13 protein-coding genes are annotated in these 13,340 nt (G+C 69.3%); 8 read left to right on the top strand and 5 right to left on the bottom strand.

The window, feature by feature from the left end; translation table 11 throughout:
• Window positions 1-113: 113 nt before the first annotated feature.
• Complete coding sequence (locus AAFN46_RS07235; protein WP_347808019.1) at window positions 114-1,082, top strand: CDP-6-deoxy-delta-3,4-glucoseen reductase; 969 nt, start codon at window positions 114-116, stop codon at window positions 1,080-1,082.
• A gap of 12 nt (window positions 1,083-1,094) precedes the next feature.
• Here the strand turns inward: AAFN46_RS07235 and AAFN46_RS07230 are convergent, their stop codons facing one another.
• Window positions 1,095-2,564, bottom strand: coding sequence for a PLP-dependent aminotransferase family protein (locus AAFN46_RS07230; protein ID WP_347808018.1), 1,470 nt, complete (start codon window positions 2,562-2,564; stop codon window positions 1,095-1,097).
• A 90-nt stretch (window positions 2,565-2,654) separates the two neighbouring features.
• On the opposite strand from AAFN46_RS07230, the gene AAFN46_RS07225 reads away from it, so the two are divergent.
• The 3 genes from AAFN46_RS07225 to AAFN46_RS07215 all read left to right on the top strand — a co-directional run bounded on the left by AAFN46_RS07225 (window position 2,655) and on the right by AAFN46_RS07215 (window position 4,475).
• Complete coding sequence (locus tag AAFN46_RS07225) at window positions 2,655-3,278, top strand: FMN-binding negative transcriptional regulator (protein ID WP_347808017.1); 624 nt, start codon at window positions 2,655-2,657, stop codon at window positions 3,276-3,278.
• Between the two features lie 88 nt (window positions 3,279-3,366).
• Complete coding sequence (locus AAFN46_RS07220) at window positions 3,367-3,807, top strand: GNAT family N-acetyltransferase (RefSeq protein ID WP_347808016.1); 441 nt, start codon at window positions 3,367-3,369, stop codon at window positions 3,805-3,807.
• On the top strand, window positions 3,804-4,475 hold the full coding sequence (locus tag AAFN46_RS07215; protein WP_347808015.1) for a GNAT family protein: 672 nt from the start codon (window positions 3,804-3,806) through the stop codon (window positions 4,473-4,475). Before AAFN46_RS07220 ends, AAFN46_RS07215 begins: the two co-directional genes overlap by 4 nt.
• 7 nt (window positions 4,476-4,482) lie before the next feature.
• Here the strand turns inward: AAFN46_RS07215 and AAFN46_RS07210 are convergent, their stop codons facing one another.
• On the bottom strand, window positions 4,483-5,295 hold the full coding sequence (locus AAFN46_RS07210; protein WP_347808014.1) for an XRE family transcriptional regulator: 813 nt from the start codon (window positions 5,293-5,295) through the stop codon (window positions 4,483-4,485).
• 162 nt (window positions 5,296-5,457) lie between these two features.
• Here AAFN46_RS07210 and AAFN46_RS07205 point away from each other — a divergent pair, with 162 nt between their 5' ends.
• Together AAFN46_RS07205 and AAFN46_RS07200 are read left to right on the top strand one after the other, a co-directional pair.
• Entirely contained in the window at window positions 5,458-6,906 is a 1,449-nt protein-coding gene (locus tag AAFN46_RS07205; RefSeq protein ID WP_347808013.1) for an alanine/glycine:cation symporter family protein, read from the top strand.
• Window positions 6,907-6,996: 90 nt separating this feature from the next.
• Window positions 6,997-7,989, top strand: coding sequence for an asparaginase (locus AAFN46_RS07200; RefSeq protein ID WP_347808012.1), 993 nt, complete (start codon window positions 6,997-6,999; stop codon window positions 7,987-7,989).
• Between the two features lie 3 nt (window positions 7,990-7,992).
• Here AAFN46_RS07200 and AAFN46_RS07195 read toward each other — a convergent pair whose 3' ends face one another.
• A complete protein-coding gene (locus tag AAFN46_RS07195; protein WP_347808011.1) occupies window positions 7,993-9,363 on the bottom strand; it encodes a S8 family peptidase in 1,371 nt (456 codons plus the stop codon).
• 180 nt (window positions 9,364-9,543) lie between these two features.
• Complete coding sequence (glsB, locus tag AAFN46_RS07190) at window positions 9,544-10,461, bottom strand: glutaminase B (RefSeq protein ID WP_347808010.1); 918 nt, start codon at window positions 10,459-10,461, stop codon at window positions 9,544-9,546.
• A gap of 173 nt (window positions 10,462-10,634) precedes the next feature.
• On the opposite strand from glsB, the gene AAFN46_RS07185 reads away from it, so the two are divergent.
• Together AAFN46_RS07185 and AAFN46_RS07180 are read left to right on the top strand one after the other, a co-directional pair.
• Entirely contained in the window at window positions 10,635-11,663 is a 1,029-nt protein-coding gene (locus AAFN46_RS07185) for a histone deacetylase family protein (RefSeq protein ID WP_347808009.1), read from the top strand.
• Window positions 11,664-11,692: 29 nt separating this feature from the next.
• Window positions 11,693-12,781: a polyamine ABC transporter substrate-binding protein gene (locus AAFN46_RS07180; protein ID WP_347808008.1), complete on the top strand. Its 1,089-nt coding sequence runs from the start codon at window positions 11,693-11,695 to the stop codon at window positions 12,779-12,781.
• 166 nt (window positions 12,782-12,947) lie between these two features.
• Here the strand turns inward: AAFN46_RS07180 and AAFN46_RS07175 are convergent, their stop codons facing one another.
• Window positions 12,948-13,289 carry a multidrug transporter gene (locus AAFN46_RS07175; RefSeq protein WP_347808007.1) on the bottom strand — a complete coding sequence of 114 codons (342 nt, stop codon included), beginning with the start codon at window positions 13,287-13,289 and terminating at the stop codon, window positions 12,948-12,950.
• Between the last annotated feature and the right edge of the window lie 51 nt (window positions 13,290-13,340).

The raw sequence follows: 13,340 nt of genomic DNA, 5'->3' as shown, positions 1-13,340 counted from the left end.
GCTGTGTTGAAAGGCCGCTCGGGCTGCTCATTTACTCGGTGTAAACTCCGCGCCCTCGCGCCCTTTCGCCTTGCCCACCCTTCGCTCGCGACGCAGCTGAAGGCATTCATGTCATGAAGGTCACCCTGCAACCCTCGGGCGCGGTGCTCGAACTCCAGCCCGGCGAACGCATCCTCGATGGCGCCCGGCGCCTCGGCTACGACTGCCCGCAGAGCTGCCGCAACGGCAACTGCCATATCTGCGCGGCGCTGCTGGTGGAAGGCCGGGTGCGCCAGGCAGGTGCCGAACTCGACCACGGCGAGCTGTTCACTTGCCTGGCCGAGCCGCTGCAGGACTGCGTGCTGCACTGGGACGGCGTGCTCGCCCCCGGCGAGCTGCCGGTGCGCACCTTCGGCTGCCAGGTGCTCGACCTCGCCGACCTGGGCGGCGATGTCTGTCGCGTGCTGCTGCGCGCGCCGGCCGGCAAGACGCCGCGCTACCACGCCGGCCAGTACCTGCTGCTGCAGCGCGACGACGGCGAGTGGTCGGCCTTCTCCCTGGCCTCGGCGCCGCACCAGGGGCGCGACCTGGAGCTGCATATCCTGACCCGCGAGAACGGCAGCCGGCAGATAGTCGCGCAATTGCAGCGCACGCGCCTGGCGCGGGTGCAGATGCCGTTCGGCGACACGCACCTGGCCGAGCTGCCGGACGGCCCGCTGGTGCTGCTCGCCGCCGGCACCGGCATGGCGCAGATGCACGGCTTGATCGAGCATTGCCGCGCCGTCGGCTTCCACCATCCGATTCACCTGTACTGGGGTGTGCGCCAGCCGGACGACTTCTACCGCCTGGAGCACTGGCCAGCCTGGGAACGCCAGCCTGGCCTGTTCCTGCATCGGGTGGTCAGCGACGATGCGGCCTGGAGTGGCCGGCGGGGCCTGCTGCACGAGGCGCTGTGCCAGGACTTTCCCGACCTCAAGGCCCTGCATGTGTATGCCAGCGGCTCGCCGGCCATGGTCTACGGCACCCTGGACGCCCTGGTCGCGGCGGGCATGGACCCGCACCAGATGCGCGCCGACGTGTTCGCCTACGCGCCGCGCGAGTGATCCGTCGCCGAGTCAGGCCGGCAGCTTCCAGGCCCGCCGCAGGCTGACCAGCGCTTCGGTTATCTGCGCCTCGGGCACCGCGGCGAAGCCCAGCACCAGGCCGGCCCGCGCCGTTTCGCCGTTCGCCTCGCTTGGCAGCCAGTAGTCGCTCAGGCCGTTCATTTCCACGCCGGCGGTATGGGCGGCGCTCAGCAGTTCGCGCTCGCGGGCCACGCCGGCCACCGGCACGCACAGGTGCAGGCCAGCCTCCACCGCCGGCAGCGGCGCGCAGCCCGGCACCTCTGGCCAGCCCTGCAGCAGGGCATCGCGGCGCGCTCGCGCGGCCTGGCGCATGCGCCGCACATGGCGCAGGAAGTGGCCGGCGGCGATGAACTCGGCCATCACCGCCTGGGTGCCGATCTCCGAATGGCGCATGTCCAGCGCGCGGCGGCGGGCGAAGGGTTCGACCAGTGCCGGCGGCAGCACCAGATAACCCAGGCGCAGGGCGGGGAAGGCGATCTTGCAGAAGGTGCCGACGTACAGCACCCGGCCTTGGCGGTCCAGGGCGGCCAACGGTGCCAGCGGCACGCCGCTGTAGCGGTACTCGCCGTCGTAGTCGTCCTCCACTATCCAGCCGCCTTCGCGCTCGGCCCATTCGAGCAGTTCCAGGCGCCGCGCCAGCGACAGGGTCACCCCGGTCGGGTACTGGTGCGAGGGCGTGACGTAGGCCAACCGACAGCGCTCGATGGCGGCCAGCTCGCGGGTGTCCAGGCCCTCGCCGTCCACCGTTACGCCGCGCAACTCGGCGCCGGCCACGGCGAAGGCATGGCCGGCGGCGCGATAGCCGGGGTTCTCGATCGCCACCCGGTCGCCGGGGCGCACCAGCAGCTGGGCACACAGGGCGATGGCCTGCTGGGCGCCGCAGGTGATCACCACCTGCTGCGCGCTGCAGTTCAGCCCGCGACCGCTGCGCAGGTAGGCGGCCACCAGCTCGCGCAGGCGCGGGTCGCCGGCCGGGTCGCCGTAGCCCAGGCAGGCCGCCGGCGGCCGTCGCCAGAAGCGCGCCTGCAGGCGCGCCCAGGTCTCGAAGGGGAACAGATCGAAGGCCGGCACGCCGATACGGAAGGCCCGTGGCGCGCCGTCCGGTGGCGGCGGCAGATGCTGTTCGCGCAGGTAGGCCATGGCCGCGCTCGGCCTGGGGTCGGCGGCCGTGTTGCGTGGCTCCGGGCGGATGCTGGCCAGCTCCGTCACATAGGTGCCGGCACCCACGCGGCCCTCGACGTAACCCTCGGCATATAGCTGGTCGAGGGCGCGCGTCACGGTATTGCGCGAGATATCCAGCAGCCGCGCCAGATCGCGGCTGGCCGGCAGGCGCGCGCCACCGGCCAGACGACCGTCGAGGATGCGCTCGCGCAGCGCCCGGTACAGCTGGCGCGCCAGGCCCAGGGCGGGGTCGAGGCGGATGCCGGACAGATCGACGGGCAGCGGCGGCGAAGTGGGCATGAATTGGCTCCATGAAGTTGCCTGAAAGTGGATCTTACAGCGATCCAATATCCTGCCTAGCATGCGCTCATTGCCCCAGGAGAGCCCGCCATGTTCAGACCCACCGCATTCCGCCAGGACGACCTGGCGACCCTGCACGCGCAGATCGACGCCTGTGGCCTGGCCCTGGTCAGCAGCGCCGGGCCGCAGGGCCTGCAGGCCAGCCACCTGCCGCTGCTGCTGGAGCCGGGCGAGGGCGAGTTCGGCACCCTCTACGGCCACTTCGCCCGGGCCAATCCGCAGTGGCGCGACCTGGCCGCCGGCGCCGAGGTGCTGGTGGTGTTCAGCGGCCCGGAGGCCTACGTGCACCCCGGCTGGTACCCGAGTAAGGCCGAGCACGCCAAGGTGGTGCCGACCTGGAACTACATCGCCGTGCATGCCTGGGGGCGGGCCGAGGTGTTCGACGACGCCGAGCGCCTGCTGAACCTGGTGAGCCGCCTCAGCCAGCGTCACGAGGCGGCGCAGGCGCGGCCCTGGTCGGTGGACGATGCCCCGGCGGACTACCTGCAGGCCATGTTGCGCGCCATCGTCGGCTTCGCCCTGCCGATCCGCCGTATCGAGGGGCAGTGGAAGCTGTCGCAGAACCGCACGCCCGCCGACCGCGCCGGCGTGCGTGAGGGCCTGCAGGCCTCGGCCCAGCCGCGCGACCGCGAACTGGCCGCGCGCATGAGCTGAGCCGCGCTGAGTTCCCTCTCCCTCCAGGGGAGAGGGCCAGGGAGAGGGGATTGCTAAGCCCCCCGCATTCACCTACCCAGGAGGAACCATGCTCGAAGTCCGCCCCATCACGACCGCCGACCAGACCGCCTGGCTGCCGCTCTGGCAGGGCTACCAGCGCTTCTACCAGACCGAGATCGCCGCCGAGACCAGCGCGCTGACCTGGCGGCGCTTCCTCGACCCGGCCGAGCCGATGCACGCGGCGCTGGCCTGGCGCGACGACGAGGCCGTCGGCCTGGTGCATTTCATCTACCACCGCAGCTGCTGGACCGCCGGCGACTATTGCTATCTGCAGGACCTCTATGTCGCCGAGCGGGTGCGTGGCGGCGGCATCGGCCGCGCGCTGATCGAGCACGTCTATGCCGCGGCGCAGCAGGCCGGCGCCAGCCGCGTGCACTGGCTGACCCAGGAGCACAACTACCCCGGGCGCATGCTCTACGACCGCATCGCCGAGCGCTCCGGCTTTATCCAGTACAGGAAAACCCTATGACCTGCGACCTCGGCCAATGGCAGGCGCGTCCCTTCCCTCCGCACCAATCGCTGCAGGGGCGCCTCGTGCGCCTGGAACCGCTCGATTCCGCGCGCCATGGCGACGATCTGTGGGCCGCCCTGCAGGGGCCCGACCCGGCGCTGTGGGACTATCTGCGCTATGGCCCCTTCGCCGAGCGCGCGGCCTTCGATGCCTGGCTGGCCGGCAATGCCGCCAGCCGCGACCCGCAGTTCTACGCGGTGATCGAGCAGGCCAGCGGCCGCGCACTCGGTGTCCTGAGCTACCTGCGCATCGTGCCCAGGGATGGCTGCATCGAGATCGGCCATATCGCCTTCGGCGCCGCCCTGCAGCGCACCCCCGGCGCCAGCGAGGCGGTCTACCTGCTCGCCGCGCGGGTGTTCGACGACCTCGGCTACCGCCGCCTGGAATGGAAATGCGACGCGCGCAACACTCGCTCGCTGCGCGCCGCCGAACGCTTCGGCTTCGTCCATGAGGGGCTGTTCCGCCAGCACATGGTGGTCAAGGGCGAGAACCGCGACAGCGCCTGGTTCGCCATCCTCGACGGCGAATGGCCCAGCCGTCGCGCCGCCTTCCGGCGCTGGCTGGCGGCGGACAACTTCGATGCCGCAGGAAGGCAGAAGCGGCGGCTGGAGGAGCTGCGCGGCTGAGGTCGCGCTATTCGATCTCGAACAACCCATTCTTCAGCGGCGTATCGGCCAGGCGCTGGCGCACATCGTCGTCGATGCGCGCGTCGTCCGGGCGGTACAGGCGCACCTGGCGGAAGGCGTTGATGCGGTTGATCTCGCTGCCCAGGTACTCCCAGACCACGCGGGTGCAGGCCGGGTTGCGCCGGTCGCCGCTGGAGACGCCGGTCTTCAGACCGTTCAAGCGGGTGATGCGGCTCTTGTAGCTGGGGATGAGGATGGTCTGGCTCATCTCGTTGAGGGTCAGCGACTCGTAGTCCATCAGGAACAGGCGGTCGTGCAGCTGGAAGGCGGCACCCAGGTAGCGGCAGCGCACCCAGTCCTCGGCGTCGCCGGCGCCGGCGCGTTCCTGGCGTTCCTGGCGCTCGAAGAGGAACTCGCCGTCCTCCTCCCACAGCTGTACCAGCGACAGCAGCACGTAGCCGGGCACCGACATGCAGTTGGAGTACTCGAAGTAGTAGCCGCAGTAGCGCCGCAGATCGCCGGCCTGCTCGCGCAGGGGCTGCAGCAGCTTGAGCAGCGGGTCGGCGGCCGGGGCGCGGCCGGCCTCGTTGGCGCGCGCGCCGATCAGGCGGGCGAACTGCTCGGGCGGCAGGCCCAGCTCGTAGTCCTCGACGCCGAAGAAGTCGCCGATGCGCTTGAGGTTGTAGGGCGTCGGCCGGCTCTGCCCGGCCAGGTACTTGTTGAACTGGGCGCGGTTGATGGCGAGCTTGCGGCAGACCTCGGCGATCGAACGGTAATGGCCGCAGAGCAGCCTGAGGTTGGCGCCGAGGTGTTCGGTCATGGCGGGGTTCCGGGTGATGCTAGCGCTGCGATTCTAGCATCGACTCGCGCCATATCGCCGCAGGGTGCGAAATTGCCCGGGGCGGGCGAGGGGCCGACCATGCGCCGGCCGCGCGTGCTGTACCGGCGGTCATCACGCATAACTACAAGAGAGACATCCATCATGCTCGATCTCCTCAACGACCTGCTGTGGAGCAAGGTCCTCATCGTCGCCCTGGTCGGTCTCGGCCTGTACTTCACCCTCGCCTCGCGTTTCGTCCAGCTGCGTTACTTCGGCAGCATGTTCCGCATCTTCGCCCAGGCCTTCCAGCGCAAGGAGGGCCAGCTCAGCTCGTTTCAGGCCCTGATGCTGTCGGTGGCCGGGCGCGTCGGCGCCGGCAATATCGCCGGTGTGGCGGTGGCCATCACCCTGGGTGGTCCGGGTGCGGTATTCTGGATGTGGCTGGTGGCCCTGCTGGGCATGTCCACCAGCTTCTTCGAGTGCTCGCTGGCACAGCTGTTCAAGCGCCGCACCGAGGATGGCGGCTACCGCGGCGGCCCGGCCTTCTACATCGAGCATGGCCTGGGCCTGCGCTGGCTGGCGATCGTCTTCTCGATCCTGCTGCTGGTGACTTTCGGCTTCGGCTTCAATGCCCTGCAGGCCTACACCGTGGCCAGCTCGCTGCACGACACCTTCGGCCTGCCCACCCACTTCAGCGGCATCGCCCTGGTGGTGGTGATCGGCCTGATCATCTTCGGCGGCATCAAGCGCATCGCCAGCACCGCCGATGTGTTGGTGCCGGTGATGGCGCTGTCCTACATCATCATGGCCCTGGTGGTGATCGGCATGAACATCGAGGCGGTGCCGGCCACCCTGGCGCTGATCGTCAAGAGCGCCTTCGGCCTGGAACCGGCCTTCGCCGGCGGCATCGGCGCGGCTATCGTCATGGGCGTCAAGCGCGGCCTGTTCTCCAACGAGGCTGGCCTGGGCAGCGCGCCGAACGTGGCCGCCGTGGCCGAGGTCAAGCACCCGGCCGCCCAGGGCATCGTGCAGTCGCTCAGCGTGTTCATCGACACCCTGCTGATCTGCACCAGCACCGCGCTGATCATCCTGCTCTCCGGCGTGTACCAGCCGGGCGCCGAGATCGGCGGCGTGATCCTGACCCAGACCGCCATGGCCGCCGTGCTCGGCGAGTGGGGCCGCATCTTCGTCAGCCTGGCGCTGCTGCTCTTCGTTTTCACCACCCTGGTGTACAACTACTACCTGGGCGAGAACGCGCTGGGCTTCTTCAGCGGCAAGAAGCCGCTGCTGATCGGCTACCGCGTGCTGGTGATCGCCCTGGTGATGTGGGGCTCGATGCAGGACCTGTCCACCGTGTTCGCCTTCGCCGACGTGACCATGGGCCTGCTGGCGCTGGTCAACCTGGTGGCCCTGGCCCTGCTGTTCAAGGTCGGCCTGCGCCTGATGCGCGACTACGACCGGCAGATCGCCGAGGGCGTCGAGGAGCCGGTGCTGGACGCCAAGGCCTTCGCCGATCTGAACCTCGATCCGAGTGTGTGGAATGCCGAGCAGGCTCCTGGCGTCAGCGCTAGCGAGCGCGCCGAGATCGGCCACAGCCTGCATCAGCGCTAAGCGCCGCGGTCGAAGGAGGAGGGGGCCCAGGCCCCCTTTTCTCTGCCCGCTGCCGTTACACTCGATCGAACATCACTGCTGGATCATCCTATGAGTCCTTCGCACAACCTGCTGGTGCTCTACACCGGCGGCACCATCGGCATGCAGATGAGCGCGGCCGGCCTGGCTCCGGCCTCGGGCTTCGAGGCGCGCCTGCGCGCCGAGCAGGCCGCCCATCCCGAGCGCCCGGTGCCGGCCTGGCGCTTCCAGGAGCTGAGCCCGCCGATCGACAGCGCCAACATGCGCCAGGCCAACTGGCTGGCCATGCGCGACGCCATAGTCGCCGCGGTGGACGAGCAGGGCGTGGATGCCGTGCTGCTGCTGCATGGCACCGACACCCTGGCCTACAGCGCCGCGGCGCTGAGCTTCCTGCTGCTGGGCATCCAGGTACCGGTAGTGCTGACCGGCTCGATGCTGCCGGCCGGCAGCCCGGACAGTGACGCCTGGCCCAACCTGTTCGGCGCCCTGGAGCGGCTGAGCGCCGGCGTGGCACCCGGCGTGCACCTGTACTTCGCCGGCAAGCTGCTGCATGGCGCGCGCGCCGGCAAGCTGAACAGCGAGGCCTTCGATGCCTTCGCCGAGCTGCCGCGGCCGCGCCATGGCCAGCGCCTGGACGGCCTGCCGGCGGCGCTGCACTACCGCATGCCGCGCCGCGAGGTGAGCCTCGCCGTGCAACCGCTGTTTCCCGGCCTGTGTGCCGAGCAACTGCGCGCGGTGCTGACCGGCGGCGCCGAGGCGCTGTTGCTGGAGTGCTACGGCAGCGGCACCGGCCCCGCCGAGGATGCCGAGTTCCTCGCCGCGCTGCGCGAGGCCCACGAACGCGGCGTGGTGCTGGCGGCGATCAGCCAGTGCCCGCAGGGGCATATGGACTTCGGCGTGTATGCCGCCGGCAGCGCCCTGGCCGGCGCCGGGCTGGTCAGCGGCGGCGGCATGACCCGCGAGGCGGCGCTGGGCAAGCTGTTCGGCCTGCTCGGCGCCGGCCTGCCGCCCGCCGAGGTGGAGCGGCTGTTCGGTCTTGACCTGTGCGGCGAGCTGGCCGACTGAGCCTCAGGGGCAGCCGAGCTCGCCGGCGAAGGCCGCCACGTTCAGGCGGCGCCCGCCTTGCACGAAGCCCTGCAGATTGGGCTCGACGCTGGCCTGCGCCAGCAGCGCGGCGCGAATCTGCGCCGCGCTGGCGCAGCGGTTGAGCGAGGCGTATAGCGCGGCGGCGCCGGTCACGTGCGGCGTGGCCATCGAGGTGCCGCTGTAGTAGGCGTAGCCGGCCTGGCCCTTGCGCGTGGGCACGGTGGACAGCACGCCGACCCCGGGCGCGGCCAAGTGCACCGAGTTCGCTCCATGGTTGGAGAAGCTGGCCAGGCTGCCGTCGGACTGCAGCGCCGCCACGGCGAGCATGTTGCTCAGGCCGTAGCTGGCCGGGTAGCTCGGCGCCTGGTCGATGTCGCCCCCGGAATTGCCGGCCGCGGCGATGAACAGAATGTCCTTGCTGCCCGCCTCGGCGATGGCGTCGGCCAGGGCCTGGGAGTAGCCGCCGCCGCCCCAGGAGTTGTTGGTCGCCACCAGGCGCAGGTTATGCCGCTGCTTGAGGTCGCTGATGTACTTCACGGCCTTTACCGCGTTGGCCGTGGTGCCACCGCGCCGGCCTAGAAACTTGGCGCTGATCAGCTTGGCCCGCGGGCACACCCCGAACACGCCAAGGCCGTTGTCGGCGCTGGCCGCCACGGTGCCGGCGACATGGCTGCCATGATCGTCGCTGCTACCGTCGTAGACGCTGGCGTTGTTGCCGTCGAAGTCCCAGCCGTTGATGTCGTCGACGTAGCCGTTACCATCGTCGTCCACGCCTGCCTTGCCATTCTTCTCGGCCAGATTGACCCAGACATTGGCCTTCAGGTCGGGGTGGCTGGTCATCAGGCCCTCGTCGATGATGCCCACCACCACCTCGTCGGTGCAGCGAAGATCGGCGTTCCAGACGCTCAGGGCGCCGCTGCCGTAGGGGTGGCTGGGCGCGCTGGTGGCACCGAGCATGCCCCACAGGTTGGCCAGGTAGGGGTCGTTGGGGTTGGCGCTGAGCGCGTGCTGGTAGATCCAGTTGGGCTCGGCGTACAACAGCTCCGGCTCGTCGCTCAGACCCTGCAGCAGGCTCTGGTCGATTACGCGCCCGCTCAGGCGCACGCGCAGCAGGCCGCCACGCCCGGCGCCGGCCGCCGCCAGGCGCTCCAGGGGCTGCGCGGCATAGCGGCGCAACAGGGCGTCCTGGGCCGGGCGGGAGTCGGAGCGAAACTGCAGCAACAGCTCGCCGACCACGAAAGGCCGGCCGGCCTGCAGGGACTGGCGCAGGGGCTCGGGCAGCGGCGCGGCGCCGCTCGGCAGGGGCAGGGGCAGGGCGAGGGGCAGGAGCAATGCTAACAGGCGAGACGACATGGCGAGGGTCTCCAGCGCTGGCGATCATGCCCGCACTGTTCATCCCTGTCGCACAGGCACGGCTTTCCCACTGTATCGGCCGGCGGGTCCGGATTCTTTCAGCACATCACAGAATGACCGCCGCGCCAGTCGACCCTGGCGGTGGCAGACCGGCGGCACTACCGCCGGTCGTGGTCGCCCTCACATGGGCGCGAACACCGACCAGCCGATGCGCTGGCTGAGCGCCTCCAGCGCCGCCATGCCGGCCAGGGAGTTGCCGGCGGCGTTCAGCTCCGGCGACCACACGCAGACGCTGAAGCGCCCCGGCACCACCGCGACTATGCCGCCACCGACCCCGCTCTTGCCCGGCAGGCCGACCCGGTAGGCGAAGTTGCCAGCCTCGTCGTACAGCCCGCTGGTGGCCATGATGGCGTTGACCTGCTGGGTCTGGCGCGCCGTCAGCACCCGCTCGCCGCTGCGCGGGCACACCCCCTGGTTGGCCAGGAAGCCGCAGGCGCGCGCCAGGTCGGCGCAGCTCATGGCCAGCGCGCAGTGGTGGAAGTAGCTGCGCAGCACCGTCTCCACCTCGTTGTGGAAGTTGCCGAAGGACTGCATCAGGTAGGCCGCCGCCGCGTTGCGCGCGCGGTGCTGGTACTCCGACTCGGCCACCCTGGCGTCCGCCACCAGCAGCGGGTTGCCGGACAGGCGGCGGAGAAAGTCGCGCATCGACAGCGCCGGCGCGGCGAAGCGCGACTGGTTGATGTCGCAGATCACCAGGGCGCCGGCATTGATGAAGGGGTTGCGCGGGCGGCCGCGCTCGAACTCCAGCTGCACCAGCGAGTTGAACGGCTGGCCCGAGGGTTCGTGACCCAGGCGCTGCCAGATGGCCTCGCCGGAGTGCTGGATCGCCTGCACCAGACTGAACACCTTGGATATGCTCTGGATGGAGAAGGGCTCGGCGGCGTCGCCGGCCATGTGCAGGCTGCCGTCCACGCCGAACACGGCGATGCCCAGGCGGTCGGCCGGCGCCTCGGCCAGGGCCGGGATGTAGTCGGCCAGCCTGCCCTGACCCAGCAAGGGCCGTACCTGTTCCAGTATTTCTTCCAGCAACGCCTGCATGCATAGCCTCCCGCATCCGCTGGCGAGGTAGACGCTCGGCCATGCCTCCCCATCACAGCCTGGCAGGCGCATACCACAATGGCCGGAATTATCCCTTTGTTGGCCGGCCCTATCGTTCTCCCGAAGGCCGGTGGCCGCCAACAATGCGGCCAGACCTTGCGGAGAGCGACCAGATGCTGACCTTCTACAGCGACGACCACCGCCTGCACCACGCCCGCGGCGAGATGGTCGGCGGCGAATTCAAGCCCTGCTTCGAGATGCCGGCGCGCGCCGACCATGTGCTGGCGCGGGTGTGCGAGCGGGCTGTCGGCGAGGTGCTGCCTCCGGCGGACTTCGGCCTGGCGCCGATCGCCCGCATCCACACCGATGACTATCTGCAGTTTCTGCAGAGCGCCTGGCGGCGCTGGACGGAGCAGGGCAACAGCGCCGACTTCCTGCCCGGCGTGTTCCCGGCGCGGCATCTGCGCGGCAAGCGCCCGGACGACCTCTACGGTCAGTATGGCTTCCACAGCTTCGACTGTTTCGCCCCGATCACTTCCGGCACCTGGCAGGCGGCCTACGCCTCGGCCCAGGTGGCGCTGAGCGGCCAGCGCGAGATCGCCGCCGGGGCGCTCTGCGCCTTCGCCCTGTGCCGGCCGCCGGGCCACCACGCGGCGGCCGACGTGATGGGCGGCTACTGCTACCTGAACAACGTCGCCATCGCCGCCCAGGCCTGCCTCGACCAGGGCGCCGCGCGGGTGGCCATCCTCGATGTCGACTACCACCACGGCAACGGCACCCAGGCGATCTTCTACGACCGCGCCGATGTGCTGGTGGTCAATATCCACGGCAGTCCCAGCTTCGAGTATCCGCACTTCCTCGGCTATGCCGACGAGACCGGCACGGGCGCGGGCGAGGGCTGCAACCTCAACCTGCCGCTGGCCGCCGGCAGCGCCTGGGATACCTGGGGCAACGCGCTGGAGACCGCTTGCCGGCGCATCGCCGCCTATGCTCCCGAGGTGCTGCTGATATCCCTCGGCGTAGACACCTACAAGGACGACCCCATCTCCAGTTTCAGGCTCGACAGCCCGGACTATCTGCGCATGGGCGAGCGCATCGCCGCGCTCGGCGTGCCCACGCTGTTCGTCATGGAGGGCGGCTACGCGGTCGCCGAAATCGGCGTCAACGCCGTCAACGTACTCGAAGGTTTCCAGGGCGCCTGAGCCCGACTCAACCAGGGGAGACAACCGCTATGAAAAGAGCCACTGCGCTGCTGTTCGGCGCCTCGTTGTGTGCCGGCGCGCTGCAGGCCGCTGCCGCCGAACTGCGCGTGTACAACTGGGCCGACTACATGCTGCCCGAGGTGCCCAAGGCGTTTGCCAAGAACACCGGCATCGAGCTGACCTGGGACACCTACGAGTCCAACGAGGCCCTCGAAGCCAAGCTGCTCACCGGCAACTCCGGCTATGACCTGGTGGTGCCGACCAACACCTTCCTGGAAAACCAGCTCAAGGCCGGCGTCTACCAGAAGCTGGACAAGTCCAGGCTGCCCAACTGGCGGCACCTCGACCCCGACCTGCTCGAGCTGATGAGCGCCAACGACCCCGGCAATGAACACGCGGTGCCCTACATGTATGGCACCGTGCTGATCGGCTACAACCCGGACAAGGTCAAGGCCGCCCTCGGCGACAGCGCCCCGGTGGACAGCTGGGACCTGGTGTTCAAACCGGAGAACATGGAGAAGCTCAAGAGCTGCGGCGTGGCCATGCTCGATTCGCCCGGCGAGATCCTGCCGATCGCCCTCGGCTATCTGGGCCTGGACCCGAACAGCACCCGTTCGGCCGACTACGACAAGGCCGCCGAGCTGCTGCTGAAGGTCCGCCCCCATGTGGCCTACTTCCACTCCGCCAAGTACATGACCGATATCGCCAACGGCGACATCTGCGTGGCCATCGGCTATTCCGGCAGCTTCTTCCAGTTCGCCAACCGCGCCAAGGAGGCGGGCAACGGCGTGGTGGTGAAGTGGAAGCTGCCGAAGGAAGGCGCGCCGCTGTGGTACGACTCCTTCGCCATCCCGGCCGACGCGAAGAACGTCGAGGAGGCGCATGCCTTCCTCGACAACCTGCTGGACCCGAAGGTGGTGGCGCCGATCAGCGACTTCCTCGGCTACCCCAACCCGAACAAGGATGGCATGGCGCTGGTCAGTGCCGAGATTCGCGACGACGCCGACCTGACCCCGCCGGCGCAGGTGCAGAAGAACCTCTATGTGCTCAAGCCGCTGCCGCAGAAGATCGAGCGGGTGCGCACGCGGGTCTGGAGCAAGATCAAGACCGGTAACTGAAGGGTTGTGGCGGGCGCCTCCCATGGGAGCGAGCTCTGCTCGCGAAGCTCTTGCGTGCGACCGTTCGCGAGCAGAGCTCGCTCCAACGGACATGGGGCATAGCCCTTCCGCCAGAAGCGAAGAAGCCGGTCGATCGACCGGCTTCTGTTTTCTCGGCGGCGAAGGATCAGTCCTTCTTGTAGCCGCTCTCGGTGCAGCCCAGGCAGCGCACGAAGGCGGCCATGCCCGGCTCCACCACCAGCGCTTGGCCGGCTTCCTTGACGTTGCCGCCGGCGGCGGTGAAGGGCAGGCTGATCAGGAACATCCCCGCCCCGATCACGGTGCCGGCAATCAGCAGCGGGCGGGCGATGATCAGGTCGCCGGCCATGGCATAGCCTTTGGGGGTATTGACAGTGTATGTGGGATCGCCACTGACGTTTTGCTGGACCACTTCCTGCGCCTGCGCCGGCAGGGCCAGCAGGCCAGTGGTCAGAGCCAAGACAGCGGCGGTGGTGCGGAACAGGTTCATGGCGCGATCCTTCATTGGTGTCGTTATGGCAGAACGTGCAGGTAACTATAA

This window comes from Pseudomonas sp. CAU 1711, assembly GCF_039888625.1.
Lineage (GTDB): Bacteria > Pseudomonadota > Gammaproteobacteria > Pseudomonadales > Pseudomonadaceae > Aquipseudomonas.
This window is presented reverse-complemented; position numbering and strand designations above follow the sequence as displayed.

What these genes read in the sequence shown, in the direction of transcription:
- AAFN46_RS07175 (WP_347808007.1), bottom strand. Translation starts at nt 13,289, where the DNA reads ATGAACCTGTTCCGCACCACCGCCGCTGTCTTGGCTCTGACCACTGGC.
- AAFN46_RS07180 (WP_347808008.1), top strand. Translation starts at nt 11,693, where the DNA reads ATGAAAAGAGCCACTGCGCTGCTGTTCGGCGCCTCGTTGTGTGCCGGC.
- AAFN46_RS07205 (WP_347808013.1), top strand. Translation starts at nt 5,458, where the DNA reads ATGCTCGATCTCCTCAACGACCTGCTGTGGAGCAAGGTCCTCATCGTC.
- glsB (WP_347808010.1), bottom strand. Translation starts at nt 10,461, where the DNA reads ATGCAGGCGTTGCTGGAAGAAATACTGGAACAGGTACGGCCCTTGCTG.
- AAFN46_RS07215 (WP_347808015.1), top strand. Translation starts at nt 3,804, where the DNA reads ATGACCTGCGACCTCGGCCAATGGCAGGCGCGTCCCTTCCCTCCGCAC.
- AAFN46_RS07225 (WP_347808017.1), top strand. Translation starts at nt 2,655, where the DNA reads ATGTTCAGACCCACCGCATTCCGCCAGGACGACCTGGCGACCCTGCAC.
- AAFN46_RS07210 (WP_347808014.1), bottom strand. Translation starts at nt 5,295, where the DNA reads ATGACCGAACACCTCGGCGCCAACCTCAGGCTGCTCTGCGGCCATTAC.
- AAFN46_RS07235 (WP_347808019.1), top strand. Translation starts at nt 114, where the DNA reads ATGAAGGTCACCCTGCAACCCTCGGGCGCGGTGCTCGAACTCCAGCCC.
- AAFN46_RS07220 (WP_347808016.1), top strand. Translation starts at nt 3,367, where the DNA reads ATGCTCGAAGTCCGCCCCATCACGACCGCCGACCAGACCGCCTGGCTG.
- AAFN46_RS07185 (WP_347808009.1), top strand. Translation starts at nt 10,635, where the DNA reads ATGCTGACCTTCTACAGCGACGACCACCGCCTGCACCACGCCCGCGGC.
- AAFN46_RS07230 (WP_347808018.1), bottom strand. Translation starts at nt 2,564, where the DNA reads ATGCCCACTTCGCCGCCGCTGCCCGTCGATCTGTCCGGCATCCGCCTC.
- AAFN46_RS07200 (WP_347808012.1), top strand. Translation starts at nt 6,997, where the DNA reads ATGAGTCCTTCGCACAACCTGCTGGTGCTCTACACCGGCGGCACCATC.
- AAFN46_RS07195 (WP_347808011.1), bottom strand. Translation starts at nt 9,363, where the DNA reads ATGTCGTCTCGCCTGTTAGCATTGCTCCTGCCCCTCGCCCTGCCCCTG.